Raw genomic sequence first — 23594 nt, forward strand, 5'->3', positions numbered from 1 at the left:
ATATTCTTGCCCATCCCCTTCCCTTCGTCGGCTTCGCCCAGGCGCGGATGCTGTCGCCGGAAGGTCTCTGCCGGGCCTATGACAATGACGGCGCCGGCTACGTGCGCGCCGAGGGCGGCGTCGTCTTCGTCCTCCGCCGCTCGGATCGGGCGCGCCGCGAACGCGACCGGAGCTACGCCAGGATCGTCGCTACCGGGGTAAACTCGGCCGGCCGGACGAACGGCATCTCGCTACCCTCGCGCGAGGCGCAGGCCAATTTGCTCAGGGCAATCTACGAAGGCAACGGGATCGACGCCAACCAGGTCGCCTTTGTCGAAGGCCATGGCACGGGCACGAAAGTGGGCGACCCGGCGGAAGTGTGGTCCATCGGCACGGTCATTGGCGCCAAGCGCCGGGCGCCGGTGCCGATCGGCTCCATCAAGTCGAATATCGGTCACACCGAGCCGGCCTCCGGCCTCTTCGGCATGATGAAGGCCGTTCTGGCGCTCGAACACAACTACCTGCCGGCATCGCTGCACTTCGATACGCCGAACGAGCACATCGATTTCGACGGACTGAACGTCCGCGTCACCGCCAACCCGATCGAGCTGCTCAAGGGCAAGCGTGCACGCCTTGCCGGCATCAACTCCTTCGGCTTCGGCGGCGCCAACGCGCACGTGGTCATCAGCGACCCGGAGGCGATACAGGAAGAAAAGGCCGCGCCAGCATCGGCAGGTCACGTGTTTCTGGCCAGCGCCCATACCCTCTCGAGCCTCGAGAACCTGCTGAAGGAATACAAGGCAAGCTTTGCGAGTGCCTCGAAGGAAGAGGCCCGCGCAATCATCGCCGCCTCAGGCGCAAACCGTACCCATATGCGCCATCGCTTCGCCGCGCGCAGCGATCACCCCGAAGATATCGTGCGGGCGATTGCCAGCCATCTGGAGAAGCCTGGCTCCGACATCGGCGAATTGGGCGAAGCCCCGGTGAAGGATGCTAAAGTCGCATTCGTCTTCTCGGGCAACGGCTCTCAGTGGGCCGGCATGGGCGTCGAAGCCTTCCGCGAGAACCTGCATTTCCGCCAGTCCTTCACTTCCGTCAGCGCGCTCTTCAAGTTCCACTCCGACATTGTCCTGACGGATCTGCTGACGGATCCAGACCTCGACAAGAAGCTCTCGGATACGAAGATCGCGCAGCCGCTGCTTTTTGCAGTGCAGGCTGCTCTTTCCGACTCGCTCGTTGCGATGGGCGTCAAGCCGCTGGCGGTCTTCGGCCACTCGGTTGGCGAGATTGCCGCCGCATATGCAGCCGGTGCCTTGTCGCTCGTCGATGCCGTGTCGATCGTGGCCAAGCGGTCGCTGCATCAGGATCTCCTGGCCGGGCAGGGAACGATGGCGGCCGTCATGCTCGGCGAGGAGGCGGCCCAGGCCTTCGCGCAGGACCGCGGCCTCAACGAACTCTGCGTCGCAGCCGTCAACGCGCATAATTCGGTCACGATGTCCGGCCCGGCGCACGAAATTGCCGCCTTCCGCGACGCCGCACGCAAGGCCAAGATCCCGGTCCAGATCCTCGATATCAACTATCCGTTCCACCATCCGGTCATCGACCAGGCAAAGCAGGCCTTCCTTTCCGATATTCCGGACATCGCCCCGCGGCGTACGGAGCTGACCTATCTCTCCACCGTAACGGGCGCTGCACTCGACGGAACGCAGCTCGACCCGGACTATTGGTGGAAAAATGTCCGTGAACCGGTCCGCTTCCAGGCTGCCGCGGAGGCGGCGCTCGAACTCGGCTGCCGGCTCTTCATCGAAATTTCCCCGCGCCCGATCCTGGCTTCCTATGTCAAGGAAACGATCAAGCAGGCGGCCCTCCCGGCAGCGGTCGTGCCGACATTGCTCCGGGACGTCGGCCAGAGCGGTCACGATCCGATTTCCGCGTCGATGGCGCGCGCCGTCGCGCACGGTGCGGCGGTTGACCGGCCGCGCGTCTACGGAAAGCGCAACGCTTTTGTCGAATTGCCGATTCTGCCCTTCGAACCGGTAGAACTGCGGCCCGCGACCACGACCGATGCCACCGACCTCTTCGGCCGTTCCGCCAAGCCTTTTCGTTTGACGGGCTGGCGCAGCGACCCCAACAGCGGGAGCTGGAAGAACCACGTCGATGCGCATCTCTTCCCCGATCTTGCCGAGCATGTCGTCGACGGCAAGCCCATCCTGCCGGGCAGCGGCTTCATCGAGGTGGCAGTCTCCGCCGCGCAGCAATATTACGGCAGTGACGAGGTCGAGATCACCAATCTGGAGATCGTTCGTCCGCTGGAACTTGCCGACAGCCGCATCATGGAGCTCTCGACCGTCCTGTCCCCCGAGACAGGCGACATCGAAATCCGCTCGCGCGAGCGCCTCTCGGAGGACGACTGGACGGTTCACGCCGTTGCGCGAAGCCGCAAGCCCGTTCCCGGAAAGAACAATGCCTCTCGTTCCCTCGCCGGCATGGCGAAAACGGCCAGCGTGGATCCATCGAAAGCCTACGAGACGGCGAAGCAGTTTGGGCTCGACTATGGCCCGAGCTTCCAGCTGCTTTCAAAGGCTGTGGCCTATGGTGACCGGATCATTGACGTCGAGCTAAAGGCGCCGGGCACAGCGGGACATCCGCTTGTCACCTATGCCCTTCATCCAATCTCCGTCGACGCCACGTTCCACGGGCTCGTTGCACTCTTCGATCGCTTCACGGGCGACAAGGGTGGCGCGCCTTACATTCCGGTACGCTTCGGTTCGGTGCACGTCGTCAACGCCGGACGGCCGATCGCCCGCGCCACGATCGAGATCGAGCGCGTCAGCGCCAACTCGATCAAGGCGAGGTTCCACTTCTTCGACAAGTCGGGCGAAGCCATCGCACATTTCGACGATTGTCGTTTCCGCCGCACTTATTTGCGCAAGCACAAGACGCTCGACGGGCTTTCCTTCCACTACGAGCCGGTGCTCTCGGACACGGTGCTGCCCAACATGCAGCCGCCCGCGCCGTTGCCGCCGCTGCTGACGATGCCTGCCGGTGCCGATCACAGCGTGGACAATGCGACCTTGCTGTTTAATGCTGCGATCTACCGCGCCTGCCAGGAAATCGCGCTGAGGCTCGCAAGGGGAGGCACGACCATCCGCGGCGATGCTCTGCCCGGTGATTTCGCCTTCCAGTGTTTCCTGACAAACTGCCTCTACGTACTGGAGGATGCCGGGCTCAGCGAACATCACAATGGTATCTGGACGGTTGCACGAGAGTTCAGCCTTCCCGCTGTCGCGGAAATCCTCGGCGAACTCTATGGCGAGCGTCCCGATCGCGCGGTCGAAGCCGTGCTCATTAACAATGCCTATGCCGAAGCCTTAAGCCGGCTCGACGCGCTTTTCGCGGCCGCGCCGGATGGCGACCACATACCCTCCTCCGGCGCGGGCTTCATCAGCGACGCGACGCTCGACCACCAGGCCGTTCATTCCGTCGCGAGCCGGCTACGCATGGAGCAGGTCCTCGGCGCGACCGAACGAGCACTGGCTGCGCAAACGACAGGCATCCCCTTACGTATTGTCGAATTCGGAAGCGTTTCGACCGGCTTCACGCGTCGGCTCGCCGATTTGGCAGCTCGTCACGGGGCGGGCCTGATCGTTGCCGAACCGCGTGACAATGCCCAGCGCAACCTTGAGATCGCATTCGAGAACGATGCTCATGTGCGCATTCTCAAGAAAAGCGACTTCGCGGCGATCGCGCCCTTCGATCTCGCCGTCAGCGCCTCGGACAACCTTTACTATCTGATCGAAGACGAAGTCGCGCTTCGCACGGCATTGCGCTCAGCGCTGCGCGAGGGCGGTGCCCTGGCCGCCGCAGTGAGTGCGCCCTCGATTTTCGGCGACTTCGCTCTCGGGCTGTCCGACGGCTGGTTTGCTCGCAGCCAGACGGCGGAGTTCCCCATCGGCAATCTTGCCGCAGTACCGCATTGGCAGAAATGCCTGACGGATCTCGGACTGCGCGACATCAGCGTCGCGGACCATGAGTGCGCACACGGCAACATCATTCTGCTCGAAGCCCGCGGCGCGGCCGCGACGACGACGTCCGCCGAGCCGGCCCAGGCAAGCAGGACCCTTGCAGGCCCCTATCTGCTCCTTCAGGTAGAGGGCGCGCCACGAGCGGCATCGATGCCTGAAAATGCCGTGCCCGTCTCGCTGCCAGGCGACATGGCGGCCGACGTTACAACACTGCGGACAGCACTCAGCGCGCTCGGCGAAAATCCTGTTCGTGCAGTGCTCGTTTCGCCGACGACGCATCACGCGAGTGATACCGATTCCGCCTCGCTGCAAGCTCATGTGCTTGCGCTTAGCGCCTTCGCTGAAGCGCTGAGGCAGCATGTCGGAGACGCCGACCCGTCCGCCGACGACCGCCCTCGCCTGGTACTCGTTGCTCCCGGCGGCGCGCCGGTTACCTCCCCGGCAAATGGCGTCGACTTCAGTTCCGGCCTGAATTCCGGTCTGTGGGCGTTCGCTCGCGTTCTGCAGAACGAATACGAATCCCTCGACGTCCATTCGCTCGATCTTGCCGGCCGCGAGGCCGGCCCGGAGGATGGCATCGCGTCGGCGCTGTCTCTGTTGACGGTCTCCGGTTCAAATCGCGAATGGTTGCTCGACGGGACCACGGGATTGCTCTCGGAAATCCGCGCCGTTCCCGGTCCCGCCATCAGCACTGAAGGTAAGACGAGCGCCTTTGCAGCGGCGACCATCCGCCAGCGCGTCAGCTCTCAGGTTGCCAGCATCGCCTGGGAAGAGAGTGATGTACCGCAAGCCGGACAGGGCGAGATCGTCGTCGCGGTCGCTGCTACCGGCCTGAACTTCCGCGACGTGATGTGGGCCATGGGCCTTCTTCCCGAGGAAGCGCTCGAAGATGGTTTTGCCGGCGCAACGATCGGCATGGAGCTTTCCGGCCATGTCGTCGCCGTCGGCGAAGGCGTCGACGACCTCGCGGTCGGCGACGCGGTCATGGCGATTGCACCTTCGGCATTCTCGACGCACGCGGTCGTTTCCCGGGCGGGCGTTGCCAAGCTGCCGCGGACCATCAGCCCCGTGGCAGCAGCCACCGTGCCCGTCGCCTTCCTTACGGCCTATTATGCGATGGTCGAGCTCGGGCGCATCCAGGCGGGAGAGACGATCCTCATCCACGGCGCTGCCGGCGGCGTCGGTCTGGCCGCCCTCCAGGTCGCCAAGCTCAAGGGCGCCAAGGTCATAGCGACAGCTGGAACGCGTGAAAAACGGCGCTTCCTTGCGATGCTCGGAGCCGATCACGTCTTCGATTCGCGGTCGCTCGGTTTCGTCAACGACGTGCGCGCCGTCACCGGCGGAGAGGGCGTCGATCTGGTGCTGAACTCGCTTTTCGCCGAGGCGATGGAGCAAAGCCTCGCTCTGGTGAAGCCGTTCGGCCGATTCCTGGAGCTCGGCAAGCGCGACTATTACGCCGACAGCAAGATCGGTTTGCGGCCGTTCCGACGGAACGTCAGCTATTTCGGCATCGATGCCGACCAGCTTCTCGTCAACGCGCCTGAGCTCACCAAGCGCATCTTCATGGAAATCGGGGCGCTTTTCGAGGAAGGCAAGCTGACGCCGCTTCCTTACCGCGCGTTCGATTTCGACGAAATCGGCAACGCCTTCCGGCTGATGCAGAATGCCGGCCACATCGGCAAGATCGTCGTGCTGCCGCCGGTCGCCGGCAAGCACGAAATTGCCGCGAAGACGCACAAGGGCGTGAAGGTCGATCCGGACGGCATTCATCTCGTCGTCGGCGGTATTGGCGGTTTCGGTCTCGCAGCCGCCAACTGGCTGGTCGAGAAGGGTGCACGCAGGGTTGCGTTGTGCTCCCGCCGCGGTCAGCCGGACGCGGAAACGAGTGCGATGATCGCGCGGTGGAAGAAGGCAGGCGTATCAGCCTCGCTTCACGCCTGCGACATCACCGACGCTGCTGCAGTGGAGGGGCTTCTCGCGGCGCTTCGCGCCGAGGCGCCGCTGCGTTCCGTCGTCCATGCTGCGATGGTGCTGGACGACGCCCTGATCAGCAATCTCAACCGTGAACGCAACCGGCCGGTGATAGACACGAAGGCCAAGGGCGCTGCAATCCTCGACCGGCTGACGCGTGACGACCAGCTCGACAACTTCATCCTGTTTTCCTCGGCAACGACGCTCGTCGGCAACCCGGGACAGGCCAACTACGTCGCTGCCAACGGCTACCTCGAAGGCCTTGCCCGCGCCCGACGCGCGGAGGGCCTCGCGGGCCTGGCGGTCGGCTTCGGCGCGATCGCGGATGCCGGTTATCTCGTGCAGAACACCGATGTGAACGATCTTCTGGCCAAACGCATCGGCAAGACCGCTTTGAAGGCTCAGGTGGCGCTGGACATGGTCGAAAGCCACATCGCCTCGGATCCGGGCACCGTCGATGCCGCAGTCGTGATGATTTCGGAGATCGACTGGGCGGCCGCGCGCAACCTGCCGGTTGCCCGCAATGCGCTCTTCGAGGTAATCCTGCGCAGTGCGGATCAGCATTCTTCCGGCGCCGAGGGCATGCAGATGGACCTCGTCGCAATGATCGAGGGGAAGTCGCCGCAGGAGGCGGAGGACATTCTGTTCGACCTGGTGGCAGGCGAGATCGCCGCAATCCTTCGGGTTTCGAAGGACACGGTGACCCGCAGCAAGATCCTGAAGGAAATCGGCCTGGACAGCCTGATGGCGGTGGAACTCGGCATGAGCTTCCAGCAGAACACCGGTTTCGACATGCCCTTGAGCGGCGTCGCCGACAATACCACGGTGGGCGATGTTGCGCGCAAGCTCCATGAAAAGGTAAGCAAGCGCGATCAGGGTGACGATAGCGAGGCAGCCGACGACCGGCTCGTAAGCGAACTTGCGCAGCGCCATGCCGAAGCCGACAGGGAAAAAGCACTGAGCCAATGAGCAACGACGGAAACGGCCAGACCTTCTCCAAGATGAACAGCAGCCTCAAGGAGAACCTGCTGGACAGGATGAGGAACACGCACCAGTCGTCCGAGCGCAACCGCATGGCGCGCTCGGAACGGGAGTTGCCGGCCGCTCCCCGTCGCCGACAGGCCCGCTTTGAGGATCTTCCCGAATATAAACAGGTGCTCACGCAAAAATTCGCGAGCGAGCAACTGGGTATCGCCAACCCTTTCTATCGGGCACACCAGGCGGCCGCCGGCGCAACCACCGTGATCGACGGCCGCAAGCTGATCAACTTCGCCTCCTACGATTATCTCGGTTTGAACCGGCACGCCCACGTGCTGGACAGGGCACGCGACACGATCGAGTCGTTCGGGATCTCCGCTTCGGCGAGCAGGCTCGTTGCCGGCGAGCGGCCCGTGCATGTCGAGCTCGAGGAAAAGATCGCGCGCTTCTATGGCGTCGAAGCGGCGGTTTGCTTCGTCAGCGGCTATCTCACCAACGTTGCCGCCATCAGTTGCCTGATGGGGCCCAAGGATCTCGTCATCCACGACGAGTTCATCCACAACAGCGCGCTCGCAGGCATCAAGCTTTCCGGCGCGACGCGCCGCCTCTTCAAGCACAACGACACCGCCGATCTCGAACACGTACTGCGTACCGTTTCCGGCGACTATCGTCACATCATGGTCATCGTCGAAGGCATCTACTCGATGGACGGCGATGTCGCGAATCTTCCTACACTGCTGAAGCTCAAGGCCGAATATGGCTTCTGGCTGATGGTCGATGAGGCTCATTCGCTCGGCGTTCTCGGGCGGCACGGCAAGGGGCTGGCCGAACACTTCGGTGTCGACCCCCACGAGATCGACATCTGGATGGGAACGTTGTCGAAAACCACCTCGAGCTGCGGCGGTTATATTGCCGGCAGCGAGGCATTGGCGGCGGTGCTCAAGGCATCCGCCGGCGGCTTCGTCTACAGTGTCGGTCTGGCACCTGTGCTCGGAGCATCGGCGGTCGCAAGTCTCGATATCCTCGAACGCGAGCCCGAACGCACCGCGGCGCTGAGGCGCAACGGCAGCCTGTTCCTCAAGCTCGCGAAGGAGACCGGTCTTGACACCGGTTTGAGCGGCGGCTTCTCGGTCGTTCCCGTCATTGTCGGCGATTCGCTCCGCGCCGTGCAGCTCTCCAACGATCTGCTGGCGGCGGGCGTCAACGTGCTGCCGATCATCCATCCCGCCGTGCCCGAAGGATTGGCGCGACTGCGCTTCTTCATCACCAGCGACCACACCGAAGAGCAGATCCGCCGGACCGTCGCGCTCACCGCCGAGCGCCTCAAGGATTTGACCGAACGGAATTTCGGGCTTGGCGGCGTCGACATCGAGCAGATGTTGAAGGCGCTCTCGGCGCGTTAGACTATTTTCATTGTTTCATTGAAATGGCGGAATGATCTAACGCTTTGAAACGACACAATTCCGGACGAAAGCCCGTTATACATCTCTGCTGGAAGCGCCCTGGAAACCTCTGCCCCTAAGCCGCAGGCGGAACCTGAGAATGACCCATGTGATCATCACCGGTGGCTCCAGCGGCATAGGCCTGGAACTTGCATTGATCTACGCGAGCCGCGGCGCGCGACTTTCACTCATTGCGCGCTCCCCCGATCTTCTCGAACAGGCCAGGCGAAAGCTCATCTCGGAGCACGGCGCAGAGCCCGGAGAGATCCGCGTCGAGGCGGCCGATGTTGCCCAGGAGGAAGAAATCGAGGCTGCCGTTCGGCGTTGCGTCGAAGCCTTCGGCCCGTGCGATATTCTCGTGACCTCGGCCGGCATCGTCGAACCGGCTCCTTTCGAGGAACAGCAAAGCGCGGCCTTCCGCCGCCAGATGGAAACGAATTTTTCGGGCACGGTCCACACGGTGCGCGCCGTCTATGCCGACATGAAGCGACGGCGCAGAGGAAAGATCATGATGATCTCATCGGGCGCCGGCCTCATCGGCATTTATGGCTATTCCGCCTATTGCGCGTCGAAATTCGCGCTCCACGGTTTTGCCCAGGCGCTGCGCAGCGAGGCGCGGAGACACGATGTGCAGATATCGGTAAGCTTCCCGCCGGATACGCAAACGCCGCAGTTCGAGCGCGAGTTCTCCCTGCGTCCGCGCGAGGCGAATGTCGTAATGGGGACCGTCCGGCCATGGCCGGCCGATGCCGTCGCCCGCAGGATCGCCGCAGGCATCGACCAGCAGCGCTTCGAGGTTTACTTCGGCACAACCCTGTTTCTGCTCGGCCGGTTCGCCCCTGCCGTAAGGCCGCTTATCAACTGGTGGCTCGATCGGGCGATCGCACGCGGTAGTGGACGGTGACGCCCGATATGTCGGACCGCGCTTGTGCCGGCCCGAGATAGGATTTAAGTGTCAGGCGATTGCCGTGCTGCCGAGGCGCGACCGAATGGCCTGAAGGTAACCGTTTGCCGCAACTTTCCTTTCATCTCCATGATTATCCGGCAGCGCTGACCCTCTTTTGCTACCTCCTGTCCTGCGGGGTAATTTTCTTCACGGATCGCTTCGCCCTGCCGGCGCGCGAGCGCAGGAGGAACAAGCCCCGCCATGGGCGTAATCAGGATATTATCGACGTCTTGGCGCGGCTGCCGGTCATAGCGCTCGTCTTTGCCGGCTTCTTCGCAATTTCCTGGCGCCCCCTCTATGCGGCTGCCGGGGTCATGAGCTTCTTCATCATTTTCACCGGCATTTCCCGCGCCAAGTTCAAGTTCATCCGTGAACCCTTGGTGTTCTCGGACATCGCTCTCATTGCCGACGTCTTCAAATACAAGACGATCTTCTACGCAACTTCGCTGAATATTCTGTTCTGGATCGTCGCTTTCCTTTACGTATTCGGCGTTTCCGCGCTCTACATGTATTTCGAACCGACCATCTTGCCCGAGCAAGGCAAGTTGTTCTGGATTCTGCTGATGATCCTCGTGGCCGCCGCGCCCTGGGGCTTGCTTTTCTACGGGCCGGTGAACCGGCCGACTGCAGCCCTCGTCCAGAAGCTCGTCAGAGCCATCAACGTCAAGATGAATACGGTGCGCTTCGGGACCTTCGCCTCCGTCGTCTTCCACTTCATCATATGGCTGGGCGTGAAGCGTGAAAAAATCGTCGCCGAACTCTCGGAGCGGCTTCGCGCCGCCGTGCAGGACCTTATCGGCCACGAGGAAGCCCCGCTGATCGTCGTCTGGCAATCAGAGTCCTTCATCGACATGCGCCACTTTGGCGTCGACACGATCAAGCTGCCGACGATCGACCGGCTGCGCAAACAGGCGGTGCAGTGGGGCCGCCTCAGCAACGTGTTCGAGGGCGGTTATACACTGCGTACCGAGTTCGCCGTGCTGAGCGGCCTCTTGCCGGACGATATCCATGTCGATGCCAGCTACCCCTATCTTCGCGCCTCGCATTACGCCGACGTCGTGTGGCCAGGGAAATTGAAGCGCGCCGGTTGGCATACGCACTTCATTCATCCCTATGACCGGACGTTCTTCCTCCGGCACAAGGCGATGCCGCAGCTCGGCTTCGACAAGCTCACCATGCTGGACGCCTTCGATCACAAACCCGAGCGTGACGGGCTCTACGTCTCCGACGCGGCGCTGACGTCGCGGGTAATTGCCGAAGTGGAGAAGCTGCCGGAAGACGAAAGCGGCTTCTTCTTCGTCGCTTCCATGGCCAATCATGGCCCGTGGGAGCCCGGCCGCGTGGGCACGCTCACGAGCCCGGTCGACATCTACATGGCGATTCTGCAGCAATCGGATGCCGCGCTCAAAGAACTGATCGACAAGCTCAATAAGCTCGAACGTCCTGTCTGGCTCGTCTTCTACGGCGACCATGCGCCTCTTCTGAAGTCCTTCGCAGACCCGTTCCCGGACCCCCGCACGGACTACTTCATCGTACCGCTCGCCAAGGCGCGCCCGGCTCAGCCCGGTGCGAAAGGTCCTCAGGACGAGCACCCGTGGAACCTGATACGGTCCCTGCTCCGATACGCAAACCTGCAAAAGGATGCGCTGCAATAGCGGCGGCTACTGGCAATGACAGCGGGCACGACAATCAATCGCTTGGCACCACGGACGTTCCTGTTTCTGCAAGGCCCCTCGTCGCCGATCTTTGCCAAGATCGCAGCCGGGCTCGAGGAATGGGGCCATACCTGCCTTCGCATCAATCTCAATGTCGGCGACCAGATCTTCTGGCGACGTCGCGGCGCCTATAATTATCGCGGCTCCATGGCCGCATGGCCGGCCTATGTTAAGGCCTTTATCCGTCGCCACGCCGTCAGCGACCTGGTGCTGCTTGGCGAAGAGCGCCCCTATCATAAAGCTGCGATTGCGGCTGCTCGCGAGAGAGGCGTTGCCGTCTTCATCGTCGAGATGGGCTATCTCAGGCCCGACTGGCTGACGCTCGAACGTGGCGGCATGTCGTCCAACTCGCATTTTCCGGCTGAAGCGGGCGAGATCCTGCGGGCGGCAGCCGACCTGCCGGAACCGGACTGGCGGCGGCTTTACGAACAGTCTTTCCTCGCCGAAGCGGTCTACGACCTGCTGTACAATCTTCCGAACGTCTTCCTCTGGTTTCTTTTCCCGGGTTACCGCCGGCACGGGATCTTTCATCCGCTAGCGGAATATGCGGGATGGCTGTTGCGCCTGACCACGCAAGGGCGGCGGCAACGCGCGGCCGACGCCCTTATCCGCTCGCTGACCTCGAAAGAGACCGGTTATTTCGTCTATCCGCTGCAGTTGGAGACCGATTACCAACTGCGTGCGCACTCGCCGTTCAACAGCCAGAAGGAAGCGATCCGCGCGATCCTTGCGTCCTTCGCGCGCCACGCCCCCGCGGACAGCACACTGGCGATCAAAACCCACCCCCTCGACAACGGCCTCATCCGCTGGCGCAAGATCATCTTCGAAGAAGCAGCCAAAGCTGGAGTTGCAGACCGCGTTGTCTATCTCGACGGCGGCAACCTGGATGTTCTGGTACATGGAAGCGCCGGTGTCGTTACGGTCAACTCGACCGCCGGGCTGCATGCCCTGAGAGAGGACAAGCCGGTAAAAGTACTCGGCAGTGCCGTATTCGACATTGCGGGCCTTACAGACCAGCAGCCGTTGGACTTGTTCTGGCAAGGGCCGCAAGCGCCGGATCCGGCCTTAAGCGCGGCCCTGTTCAGGTTGATGGCTGCCGCCATCCAGGTTCGTGGAAATTTCTATTCAAGAGCAGGCACGAGCGCCGGCGCGAAGGCGATCGTGGAGCGTTTGCATCAGGGCGTCGTCAACGAACCCGGGGCTTTCGTCAACCCTCCGCCTCGTCGAAAGCCGGCGAAGATCACGTCGGCTGGGGGTGACTTTACGTAACTGAGCGGATCCGGCGGAAAACAGACTTTTCCTGGGCGATGCGTCCTTTGCGCGCCTGATAGACGCGCACGCTGTCGCGACCTCTGAAGTCCCACTTTAAGTTGCTGCAAGTTTCCTTAAATCGGTTACGATTTAAGGAAACATGCAGCGGGCGCTGCGATCGATCACGCCACGCCGGCGCGCAAAAGGTCGTGGATGTGCAGGATGCCGACCGGGAGTCCAGCGTCGTCTACGAGGAACAGGACCGTAACCTTGTGTTCCTGCATAAACTCCATGGCGGCACTGGCAAGCACATCGCCTTTGATGACTCTCGGATTATGCGACATCACCACCTCGACCGGCTGAAGGAGCAGGTCGCCCGCCATGTGGCGGCGCAGGTCGCCGTCGGTAATCACGCCGACCAGCGTGCCGCCGTCGTCGACGATACCGACAACGCCAAATCCCTTTGACGACATCTCGATAACCGCTTCGCTCATCGGCCGACCGACAGCGAGCAGCGGCACTTGCTCCGCCACATGCGCCAGCTCATGCACCAGGCGCAGCTGCGCGCCGAGCTTGCCGCCGGGATGGAATGTCTTGAAATCTTCAGCCGAGAAGCCGCGCCGCTCCAGGAGCGCAATTGCCAAGGCGTCTCCGACGGCGAGCTGCAGCATGGCCGACGTCGTGGGAGCGAGTCCATGCGGGCAGGCTTCCTGCACCTTCGGCAGCACCAGGGCAACCTCGGAATTCCGGGCAAGAATGCTGTCGCGATTGGCGCAGATCGAGATGATCGGCACCTTGAAGCGCTTGGCGTAGGTGAGCATGTTGCCGAGCTCGGCCGTCTCTCCCGACCAGGACAGCAGAATCAGGACATCCTGCGAGGTGACCATGCCGAGATCGCCGTGGCTCGCCTCCGTCGGATGAACGAAATAGGCGGAGGTGCCGGTGGACGCCATGGTCGCCGCGATCTTGCGGCCGATATGGCCGCTCTTGCCGACGCCGGAAACGACGACCCGGCCCTCGCTGTCGCCGATCAATTCGACCGCGTCGACAAGGCTGCGCGCAAAGGCTTCATCCGTCGTCAGGTGATCGGCAAGAGCCTTGATCCCATTGGTTGCCTTCGTCAGCGTCCTGCCGATCGAGTCCAGCATGGCGGAACGGGACTGCCCATCCGCTTTCACTTGTCTCAAGCCCATTGTCGATCCTAGTTCCCGCGACGAAATTGCCCGACCCCGCCGTTTCAGCGGTAAACGAAGCACGTAGAAGCCAGTTAAGCGCTTTTTCTTGGCAAACCAAGTCTATTTACGCCTGTTTGCACCAAAACAGACCTATTCGATCCGTCAGCCCGCGCGTTTTTCCTCAAGAGCTTCCTGCGGCAGGACACCATCGCCGGCAAACTCCGCAAGCGTCATCGAATCGAGGATCGATGCCATCGCGTCGCGAACCGTCGTCATCGATATGCGCACACGACAGGTCTCGGGGTCGCTGCAATCCTCGCAGACCTCATAGGCGGTGCGACTGGCGCAACGGATCGGCGCAAGGGGTCCGTCAAGCGTGCGGATGACGTGGCCGATGCGAATCTCCGACGCGGGGCGGGAAAGCGAATAACCGCCACCGGGCCCCTTCTTGGAACGGAGCATGCCGGCGTTGCGCAATTCGAGCAGAATCGTGTCGAGAAATTTTTTAGGGATGTTGTTGCGCAGGGCGATTTCATTGATGAACGCGGTTTCGCCGGGTTCGAGGCGCGCCAGATCAACGAGGGCCTTGAGGCCGTATTTTCCCTTCTTCGTCAGCATTCCGAGAAATTCTCCTCCCGGTCCCCGGATGCTGGGGACCGTTCGCAACGACACAATCCTTTCTTGGCATAGCACAAGAAACGTGTCGCCAATACACAATTATGGTCGACAATCGGGGAGGACGAACTTCGGATTTGATCGATCTATTGCTGACGTGCGGCGGACGCGAGGTCACGCCGCCGCAATGCCAATCTGATGGTTTCGGGCGCCTTGGCCGGCGAGCAGGTTGCGGATGGCTGCACGCGCCTCGTCGGCCGAGCGGAAACGCTGAGCGTCCAGATCCCAGACATGATACTTCACGGCCAAAAACTTCAACCGGTCTTCGTCGGGGACAACGACGCCGACGGCTTCGCCGTCATATTCGATAACTTGCTTGCTCATGTAATAACGCTCCTCCACGCCTCGCGGCGCGGATTCATTCGATTCTCGGCAAAAGGTGAATTCGGAAGTACGGACGGTCACATTCGGCGAAGCGCGCGAAGGTGACGTTTCACAGTTGCACGACAATGGGAACGCGAGCCGCAGAAAGCGGCGGTCGAGACGATTCCAGACATGTCACTCTCCTTTGGCTGGCCCGGCGCATCGCGCGCCGCGGCGGTCATGAACAATACGAGACGGATTCCCTCCGCCTCACGATTTGCAAACTAGAATAATCTACCAAATTAGTCAATTCCGAAAGCGAACAGGAGAAAAATAATTCTCCATATTTCAGTCTTGAACCGCCATGGCGACAATTCTGTTTGGTCATCCCGGTGAGGACTCCCCTACCCATCTAGGTAGCGGCGAATCGACCTGCAAGGGACAGTCCACATAAAGACAGCACTTTCGGACGAAAAAGGGGCAGCCCGCCGGACTGCCCCTTTTGGTTTCCTCACTGATAGACCTTATCAGGCAGTTGGCGTGCCTGCCTGCGCTGTGCCGGAACGGCTGGCTTCGCGGTCCTTCCACCAGCGGCTCAGGAACAGAAGGATCGGGCCGCCGATATAGATCGACGAGGTCGTCGCGACGATGACGCCGAAGATCATCGGCCAGGCGAAGCTGCGTACCGCGTCGCCGCCCCAGATCGCCATCGGCACCAGCGAGAGAGCCGTAGCCATCGAGGTGAAGATGCATCGTGCGATCACCTGGTTGATGCTCATGTCGATCAGATCAGAGAAGGGCATCGACTTGTACTTGCGCAGGTTTTCGCGCATGCGGTCGTAGACGACCACCTTGTCGTTCACCGAGTAGCCGATCATTGTCAGCAACGCGGCGATCGCCGTCAGGTTGAAGTCGATCCCGGTCAAGGCAAAGAAGCCGATCGTCTTGGTGATGTCGAGCAGGAGCACCGCGATCGCGCCGACGGCGAAATGCCATTCGAAGCGGAACCAGATGTAAAGCAGGATCGCCATCATCGCGAGGCCGACGGCCAGGAAGCCCGACCGTGCCAGCTCGCTACTGATGGTCGGCCCGACGACCTCGGTGCGCTCCAGGCTCGCCCCCGGAACAGACGTCGTCACCGCATCCTTGATGCGGTTCAGCGCGGCCGTCTGCTCCTGCTCGCCACCCGGCTGGCGCTGGACGCGGATCAGGACCGATTGCCCGCCACCGAAATCCTGGATTGCCACCTCACCGAGATTGAGCGATTCGAGCCCATGGCGCAGCGTCGGCAGGTCGATCCTTTCCTTGGACGCCGCTTCGACCTGGATGCCGCCGACGAAGTCGATGCCGTAGTTCAGGCCCGGCGTGAAGAACAGGATGACCGAGCTTATCGACAGGAAGGCGGACATGCCGATCGCCTGGAAGCGCCGCTTCATGAAGGAGAAGGTCGGCAGATGCGGCACGCGGCCGAAGAGCGACGGGATCTCGAGCTTCTTCATCTTGCGGCGAACGACGACCTCGCGCATCAGCAGGCGCACGACCGTGACCGAGGTGAACATCGAGATGATGATGCCGAGCATCATCGTGACGGCGAAACCCTTGACCGGGCCGCTGCCGAACCAGAACAAGAGAATCGTGCCGGCGAGCGTCGTGACGTTGGAGTCGATGATGGTCGCGTAGGCCTTGTTGAAGCCGACATCCAGCGCCTTCATCGCGCCGGCGCCCGCCTCCGTTTCTTCGCGGATACGAGCATTGATGAGGATGTTGGCGTCAACGGCCATACCGATGCCGAGAATGATACCGGCAATACCAGGCAGCGTCAGCGTCGAGCCGATTATGCCGAGCACACCGATCGTCATGATGGTGTGCAACAGCAGTCCGACGTTGGCGATGATGCCCCAGGCACCGTAAAGGACGATCATGAGGGCCACGACGAGGCCGAAGCCGGCAAGGCCGGTGTAGAGACCGATGCGGATCGAGTCGCTGCCGAGATTGGGGCCAACCGAGCGCTCTTCGATGATCGTCAGCGGTGCCGGCAAGGCGCCGGAGCGCAAGAGCGCCGAAAGGACCGTCGCCTCCTGAGCGGTGAAATTGCCGCTGATCTGACCACGACCACCCAGGATCGGTTCATTGATCACCGGTGCCGTCAGCACCTTGCCGTCGAGAACGATCGCAAAAGGACGGCCGACGTTTTCGCGGGTGATTTCCGCGAACTGGCGGGCACCGAGCGAATCGAAGGTGAAGTCGACGACCGGCTGGTTGGTCTGCTGATCGAAGCCAACCTTCGCATCGTCGAGCCGCTCGCCTGAAATCGCGACCCGGCTTTCGACCGGATACCGGTTGCCATCGTTGGCGCCGGGAAGAATGTCGACGCCGCGCGGCGGCGGCTGCGTCACATCCGCGGTCTGGTCGAGCATGTGGAAGCTCATCTGCGCGGTCGAGCCGAGAAGTTCGCGAAGACGCGTCGGATCCTGGAGACCGGGAAGTTGAACGAGGATGCGGTTCGAACCAATGCGCTGGATGAGCGGCTCCGCGACGCCGACCTGGTCGACGCGGTTGCGGATGATCTCCAGGCTCTGCTCGACCGCCTTTGTCATGCGATCGGCAAGACCCGCTTCGGTCATCGCGAGCGTGACGACATTGCCGTCGCTCGTGACATCGACTTCCGGAGCGGCACCGCCAAAGCCGATGGTGCTGACGGGTGCCGCCAGCTCCTGAAGCTTCGGCAGGACCTTCTCCCGGTCGGCAGCATCCTCGATATTCACCATCACGGCGTTGCCGCTGATGCGCGCCGAAGAGGCCGAAACGCGTTCGCCGCGCAGAACGCGGCGGGTATCGTCGAGAAGCGTGTTGAGCCGCGCCTTCTGAAGGCCGGCACCGTCGACCTCAAGCACGAGATGCGAGCCGCCCTTGAGGTCGAGGCCGAGCGTGACGGGCTTGAAGGGTAGAACAGCCGCAAACTGTTCGCGCATGGCCGGCGTCAGAACGCTGGGAAGCGCCGCGAGGCATCCGAAGATAATAATCGCGACATAGGCGAGAACCGCCCATTTGGATGTACGCATGTGGAAATTCCATGAACGCCTGAATACGCCTGTCTGGCATCATCCGGGCTAGGTTTCATCAATGGGAGCGGCGGAACGTAGAGCGCCGACCACTCGTATTCTCAAAGCCGATCACGCCGGGGGAGGCGCGCGGATTCGTTGCCCTTGTGTTATCGGGCCATGCACGTGAGCGAGCCGCGAAATCGCGCCCCGCTTACGGCTTCCCAGGTCGAAAAACCGCACCTGGGCAACGAGAAGAGCCGGTGAAATATCTTGCCCACCCGTCGACTTCGCATCCTTGCGCTCGCCGGTAAAGCGGAGGTCGGGGTGTGGAACGGCCCTGGAGATCTGACGGGCGATCGAATGATCGGCAGAGCCGCTGTCGCGCGTCGACGCGTCGCCTGCCTGCGCTCCCGCCGACACGCGCGCCGAGACACCTTGCCCGACCGCGACGATCTGCATGGCAAAGGACGCACAGAGCAGCCACACCGCGGCCAAGAGCCGACCGGCCTGCATGCTCTTGCTGCCACCACCCAACAGGTCCATTGAGGACACTATCCCTTTCTCTCGACGCGGGACGCGCCGGCGAGACGAAATTCAGCCCGATTGCCTGAGCCTAGCGAAAGAACATGGCCGGATTCGAGCTTGCGGCGCTCTTAACACCATTCCGAGCCGGAAAAGTCAAATCCGGCCCGCTTTGTCAGGCGGAGACGCCGGCGGTTTTTGCCTGATGGATTTCAATCAGCGAAGGACCCGATCGCCCAGCGGCTTGCGCCAACGCGCCCGGCAGCTCCCGCACGTCCGCCAGCCGCTCCGCTGGTACGCCGTAGGCCCTGGCGGTCATCGGAAAGTCCGGCGCCGAGGGCTTCACGCCTTCGGGTGTGATGCCGGAATCGACCATATAGGTTTCGATTTCCTGGTAACCGTCATTGTTCCAGACGAGGAAGATCACCTGGGCCTCGGCATCGACCGCCGAGCCGATCTCGGCCAACGAAAACTGGAAACCGCCATCACCGACGAGGCAGACGACAGGCCTGCCGCGATCAGCGACGGCGGCGCCAACCGCCGCCGGCGGCGCGTAGCCCAGCGCGCCGTAACCGGTCGCGGAGTTGAACCAGCTCCGTTGCCGAGGCGCGTCGCAATAGAGATTGCCGGCATAGACGGCCTGCGTGGAGTCTCCGACGATGGTACAATCCGGCAGCGCCTTGTAGATCATGTCAATCACGGCGATTTCGGCCTGCATCTTCGCCGACAGTTCCTTCAGCGCCGCTTTGCGGGCCGCTTCCGCGCGCTCTGCTCCGCCCTTTGCGGCCGCATGGCCGGGCAGGAAAGCCAGCATGCCCGCCGTCGCCGTCTTCGCGCTGGACAGGATCGACAGTGCCGCCTGCGGTCCGCGGGCGAGCTGCGCCGCATCGATGTCGGTGCGGATGAGATTGCGGAGCGCCGGAAAACCACCGTCGGCATAAAGGTCGTAGTCCGTTTGACCCATTTCCGTGCCGAGCGCCAGCACGAGATCCGCGTCGCGCAGCAAGGCGCGCACTGCCTTGAGACTCGGGCTTGCCGGCACTCTTAGCGGATGGCCCGCGAGCATGCCCCGGGCGTTGACGGTCGTGACGACCGGTGCGCCGATCTGTTCGGCGAGCTGCCGTACTTCCGCCTCCGCCGTTAATGCGCCGCCCCCGCATATGATCACCGGCCGGACGGCATCGGCGCACAGGATCGCCGCCTTCTGCAAGGTTTCGCTGTCGGAGCGCGGGCGGGTCGCCGCAGCGGGCCTGCCGGACCGGCTCTCTATCGGCAAAGCCATGACATCGGTTGGAATCTCGATGTGAACCGGTCCGGGTCGGCCGGAAAGCAGGACTGCGAAAGCCCGATCCACCACAAGCGGCAAATCGATGGGGTTGAGCAGCGTGTGGGAATAGAGCGCCAATGTCTTCATCATGCCGTGCTGGTCCGGCAGTTCATGCAGCAGACCGCGGCCATGGCCGAGCGAGTCGCGGCGGTTGACACCGGAAATGACCAGCATCGGGATCGAATCCTGGCGAGCCTGCGCCATCGCCGTGATCGTATTTGTCAGGCCCGGGCCGGTGATGACGAGCGCAACGCCAGGCTTGCCGCTGACGCGGGCGTACCCGTCGGCCATGAACCCGGCGCCTTGCTCGTGCCGTGGCGTGACATGGCGAATCTTCGATGTCGCCAGCCCGCGATAGAGCTCGACCGTATGCACGCCGGGAATGCCGAACACGACTTCGACGCCGTTTGCCTCGAGGAGATCGACGAGGACCTCGCCCACGGTTTTCATTTCGGTCATGCGCGGCGCTCCTTACGGGCGATCAGGCGTTCGGCGAGGGAGCTGATGCGGCGGCATGCTTCATCGATATCTGCATCGGGAACTGTGAGGCTCACACGCAGGAAATTCTGCGCTTCCTCGCCGAAGGAAGAACCCGGCATCACCGCCACGCCCTCCTCTTCGAGAAGAGCCCAGGCGAAGGCTTCGCCGGAAAGGCCGGTATCGGCGACGTCGATCAGCGTGAACATCCCGGCTTCCGGCGGCAGAACGAAGACACCCGGCGCATGGGCAAGGCGATCGGCGATCCGACCAGCGCGCCGCTTGTAGGTTTCGCGCATCCGCTTCGCCGTCTCGATTTCGTGCGTCAGCGCATAGGCCGTCATGTCGGCGATGAAGGGCTGCACGCCGAAGAGCATGGTTTCGGAGATCGGCAGCAGACGATTCGTGAATTCGACAGGACCGACCGCCCAGCCGCTGCGAAAACCGGGGGCCGCATGCGACTTGGAAATGGACGAGACGACGACCGTGCGCTCTGCGAGACCGGGATTGTCGAAGGGCGACGCGAATTCGGCATCGAAAACGAGTTCTTCATAGACTTCGTCGCAGACCATCCAGAGGTCGTGGCGACGGGCAACTTCGCCGATGGCGGCAATCTCGGCGGCGGTCAGGACGGCGCCGGTCGGATTGTGCGGCGTGTTCAAAAGCAGCACGCGGCATTCCGGCGTGATTGCCTTTTCCAGGTCCTCCGCCCGCATGTGAAAGCCGAATTCGGGCTTCAGCGGAACGAGGACCTGGTGGGCGCCGGTGGAACGAATGACGCCTTCGTAGGTGGCATAGAGCGGGTCGCCGACGAGCACCGCATCGCCGGCCTCTACAAGACCCAGCATGGCGGCAAAAAGTGCCGTCTGAGTGCCCGGAAAGCACAGGACGTTTTCCGCAGTCACATCGGCCCGGCGACGCCGGTATTTCTCCGCAAGAGCGGCAACGACAGCCGGTTCGCCGCGCCCGTTCGAGTAGCGGTACCGCCCCGCGTTCATGGCACGCTGGCATTCGTCCAGCAGGGAGCGGTCCGGCGGCAGGTCCGGCTCCCCGATCGTCAGCTCGATGATATCGGCTCCGCTTGCCTTCAGTTGGCGCGCGCGGGTGTGCAGCGTCCATTTCCCGGAACCGAGATCGGCGAGGCGTGAGGTGATCGACGCGTAGCGCAAATGTTTGCTCCCTTTTGGTTCTTTGTTTTATGCATGTCGCCCAAAACCGCTGCACCTTTTGGGCGACATGCATTAGTTTTCGATCGGCAGGCCGATCAGCGCCTCGACAGACGCCATGGCGATGCTGACCAACTCGCCGTCGCGAAAGAGATCGCCGGCAAGGCAGCCTTCGACCCAAAGCCCGTCCACCAAACCGTTGATCGCAATCGCATGCCGGCGACATTCTTCGGCGCTTGCGGGTCTGCCCTTCGCGGCGAGGAATTCGCTCAGCAATTCCTGCAACGTGTTGCGGAAGGCGAGATAGCCTTCGCGGTGAATCTCGGCGAGCACCGGATCGACGCGCACCTGGCTGATGAAGGCCGCCCAGAGCGAGACGCTACGACTATCGGCAACAGGTTCGGTGAAGTTGACGGCGATGAATTCCTTGAGCCGTGTCGCAGGATCGCCTTCGACATTCTTCGCCTTCTCCGTAAGCGACGCGATGACGGCGCGGTAGGCTTCGGCGACCATCTGGTCCTTCGAGTCGAAATAGTGGCGGACGAGCCCCGCCGTGACGCCAGCCCGGATCGCTATCTGCCGGACCGTCGCGCCCTTCAGTCCAAATTCCGAGATGCAATCGAGAGTGGCCTCGATCAACTCCTGGCGGCGCTCCCCCTCGGGAGCGCGATGAAACGTGCGACGGTTCACAGCAGCCTCCCGCATGGAGGGCGGCGGGACCAGATCGTCAGTGCCAGCGAACCGGGCGGGCTCATGCGCTACTCCTGCAGGGATTTTCGGCGATGCCACGCGGCCAAAAAACCGCGATGAAGCTATTATACGCTTGAATAATAGCGACACAAGTGCAACATTCCCCCTCATGAAACAGCGTGACAAGCCGAAGAAGCTGCACGAGAGAACGAACAGGGGAACTGTTTTCATGCCTTCAACAAAAGCTCTTCGAGCTATGGGAGCGGCGCGTCGATGACGGATGCGGCCCAGGCAATCGCGGTCACTGACCTGCATAAGCGTTTCGGGCCGTTGGAAGTGCTGAAAGGTGTGTCGCTCACGGCCCGGCAAGGCGATGTGATCGCGATCATCGGCGGCAGCGGCTCGGGCAAGTCCACGCTTCTTCGCTGCATCAACATGCTGGAATTGCCGTCGGCGGGACGTGTCAGCGTTCATGGCGAAGAAATCCGGATGAAGTCCGATGGCCGTGGCGGGCTGATGCCCGCCGATCGCAAGCAGGTGCAGCGCATCCGCACCCAGCTCGGCATGGTCTTCCAGAGTTTCAATCTCTGGCAGCACATGACCATTCTTCAAAACGTCATCGAAGTGCCGGTGCACGTGCTCGGCAAATCCAAGGCCGAAGCGATCGAAACGGCCGAGACGCTGCTGCGCCGGGTCGGCCTCTACGAGAAGCGCGACGCCTATCCGGCCTTCCTTTCCGGCGGCCAGCAGCAACGCGCGGCGATCGCCCGGGCGTTGGCGATCCAGCCGTTGGTGATGCTCTTCGACGAACCGACCTCGGCGCTTGATCCGGAGCTCGTCGGCGAAGTGCTCTCCGTCATCGGCGATCTTGCGCGCGAGAAGCGCACGATGATCCTCGTCACCCACGAGATGAAATTCGCCCGTGACGTCGCCAACCACATCGTCTTTCTGCACAACGGCGTCATCGAAGAACAGGGGCCGCCTGAGGCGATCTTCGGCGCGCCGAGATCCGAGAGGCTCAAGAAGTTCATCAGCTCCATTCACTGAATTCCGCAATGCTCAACAACCAAAAAAGGGAACAGCATGAAGAAGACATTGAAACTCCTGGCGGTCGCGGCCGCTTTGTCGATCACTGGCGCCGTCGCCGCACAGGCGGAAACGGTCAAGGTCGGTTTTGCCGCCGAGCCTTACCCGCCCTTCACCTCGCCTGACGCCAGCGGCAATTGGGAAGGCTGGGAAGTGGAATTCATGAAGGCGATCTGCGCCGAGGCGAAACTCGACTGCGTGATCACCCCGGTCGCCTGGGACGGCATCATCCCGGCGCTGACTTCCAAGAAGATCGACATGATCATCGGCTCGATGTCGATCACGGAAGAGCGCCTGAAGACGATCGATTTCTCCGACAAGTACTACAACACGCCGACCGGTATCATCGGCACCAAGGGTGTGGACATGAAGGCGACGCCGGAAGGCCTCTCCGGCAAGACGCTTGGCGTGCAGGTCTCGACCGTGCATCAGGCCTATGCAACCAAGCACTTCGCCCCGGCGGGCGTGGAGGTCAAGGAATATCAGACGCAGGATGAGGCGAACCAGGATCTGGCCGCGGGCCGCGTCGACGCGGTGCAGGCCGATGCGATCGCGCTCGATGCCTTCCTGAAAAGCGATCAGGGCAAGGAGTGCTGCGATTACAAGGGCGACGTTGCCCAGGACCTCGCCATCCTCGGCCCGGGCGTCGGTGTCGGCCTGCGCAAGGGCGAAACGGAGCTCAAGGACAAGATCAACGCAGCGATCAAGGCGATCCGCGAGAACGGCACCTACGATACCTTCTCGAAGAAATATTTCGACTTCGACATCTACGGCGGCTGAAGCGCCTCCGGCCGGCAGTCCTACAACGCCCCGCGTCTTACC

The 23594-nt window shown here is 62.3% G+C and carries 15 protein-coding genes; 7 read left to right on the forward strand and 8 right to left on the reverse strand.

All coding sequences use genetic code 11. From position 1 onward, the window contains the following. From QN219_RS25005 to QN219_RS25025, 5 genes are all read left to right on the forward strand, one after another. Positions 1-6944: type I polyketide synthase (locus tag QN219_RS25005; protein WP_284002785.1), on the forward strand; the 6944-nt coding region annotated here is incomplete at its 5' end. Beyond that, positions 6941-8356 carry an aminotransferase class I/II-fold pyridoxal phosphate-dependent enzyme gene (locus QN219_RS25010; RefSeq protein WP_284002786.1) on the forward strand — a complete coding sequence of 472 codons (1416 nt, stop codon included), beginning with the start codon at positions 6941-6943 and terminating at the stop codon, positions 8354-8356. The genes QN219_RS25005 and QN219_RS25010, both read left to right, overlap by 4 nt. 139 nt (positions 8357-8495) lie before the next feature. Then, the gene (locus tag QN219_RS25015; RefSeq protein ID WP_284002787.1) at positions 8496-9299 is read left to right on the forward strand and encodes an SDR family oxidoreductase; all 804 of its coding nucleotides are present in this window, start codon (positions 8496-8498) and stop codon (positions 9297-9299) included. Positions 9300-9403: 104 nt separating this feature from the next. Continuing rightward, positions 9404-10996, forward strand: coding sequence for an LTA synthase family protein (locus tag QN219_RS25020; protein WP_284002788.1), 1593 nt, complete (start codon positions 9404-9406; stop codon positions 10994-10996). A 15-nt stretch (positions 10997-11011) separates the two neighbouring features. Next, positions 11012-12325: a capsule biosynthesis protein gene (locus QN219_RS25025; RefSeq protein WP_284002790.1), complete on the forward strand. Its 1314-nt coding sequence runs from the start codon at positions 11012-11014 to the stop codon at positions 12323-12325. A 164-nt stretch (positions 12326-12489) separates the two neighbouring features. Here QN219_RS25025 and QN219_RS25030 read toward each other — a convergent pair whose 3' ends face one another. The 8 genes from QN219_RS25030 to QN219_RS25065 form a co-directional block, all read right to left on the reverse strand. Then, positions 12490-13500 (reverse strand): KpsF/GutQ family sugar-phosphate isomerase, encoded by a 1011-nt coding sequence (locus tag QN219_RS25030; protein ID WP_284002791.1) that lies wholly within the window; start codon positions 13498-13500, stop codon positions 12490-12492. Between the two features lie 144 nt (positions 13501-13644). Next, positions 13645-14100, reverse strand: coding sequence for an Rrf2 family transcriptional regulator (locus QN219_RS25035; protein WP_173510957.1), 456 nt, complete (start codon positions 14098-14100; stop codon positions 13645-13647). Positions 14101-14271: 171 nt separating this feature from the next. Then, positions 14272-14481 carry a hypothetical protein gene (locus QN219_RS25040; RefSeq protein WP_173510958.1) on the reverse strand — a complete coding sequence of 70 codons (210 nt, stop codon included), beginning with the start codon at positions 14479-14481 and terminating at the stop codon, positions 14272-14274. Positions 14482-14987: 506 nt separating this feature from the next. Continuing rightward, the gene (gene secD, locus QN219_RS25045) at positions 14988-17522 is read right to left on the reverse strand and encodes a protein translocase subunit SecD (protein ID WP_284002792.1); all 2535 of its coding nucleotides are present in this window, start codon (positions 17520-17522) and stop codon (positions 14988-14990) included. 111 nt (positions 17523-17633) lie between these two features. Further along, positions 17634-18047 carry a hypothetical protein gene (locus tag QN219_RS25050; protein WP_284002793.1) on the reverse strand — a complete coding sequence of 138 codons (414 nt, stop codon included), beginning with the start codon at positions 18045-18047 and terminating at the stop codon, positions 17634-17636. Positions 18048-18201: 154 nt separating this feature from the next. Further along, positions 18202-19812, reverse strand: coding sequence for a 5-guanidino-2-oxopentanoate decarboxylase (locus QN219_RS25055; protein WP_284002795.1), 1611 nt, complete (start codon positions 19810-19812; stop codon positions 18202-18204). Further along, positions 19809-20999 (reverse strand): pyridoxal phosphate-dependent aminotransferase, encoded by a 1191-nt coding sequence (locus QN219_RS25060; protein WP_284002797.1) that lies wholly within the window; start codon positions 20997-20999, stop codon positions 19809-19811. The genes QN219_RS25055 and QN219_RS25060 overlap by 4 nt, the downstream gene beginning before the upstream one ends. Before the next feature lie 72 nt (positions 21000-21071). Beyond that, complete coding sequence (locus QN219_RS25065) at positions 21072-21686, reverse strand: TetR family transcriptional regulator C-terminal domain-containing protein (protein WP_269278464.1); 615 nt, start codon at positions 21684-21686, stop codon at positions 21072-21074. Between the two features lie 273 nt (positions 21687-21959). Between QN219_RS25065 and QN219_RS25070 the strand changes: the two genes are divergently transcribed. Beyond that, positions 21960-22733, forward strand: coding sequence for an ABC transporter ATP-binding protein (locus QN219_RS25070; RefSeq protein ID WP_284002799.1), 774 nt, complete (start codon positions 21960-21962; stop codon positions 22731-22733). Between the two features lie 36 nt (positions 22734-22769). Beyond that, entirely contained in the window at positions 22770-23552 is a 783-nt protein-coding gene (locus tag QN219_RS25075; RefSeq protein ID WP_284002800.1) for a transporter substrate-binding domain-containing protein, read from the forward strand. Positions 23553-23594 lie beyond the last annotated feature (42 nt).

Origin of the sequence: Sinorhizobium sp. 8-89, assembly GCF_030124325.1 — a bacterium.
Lineage (GTDB): Bacteria > Pseudomonadota > Alphaproteobacteria > Rhizobiales > Rhizobiaceae > Sinorhizobium.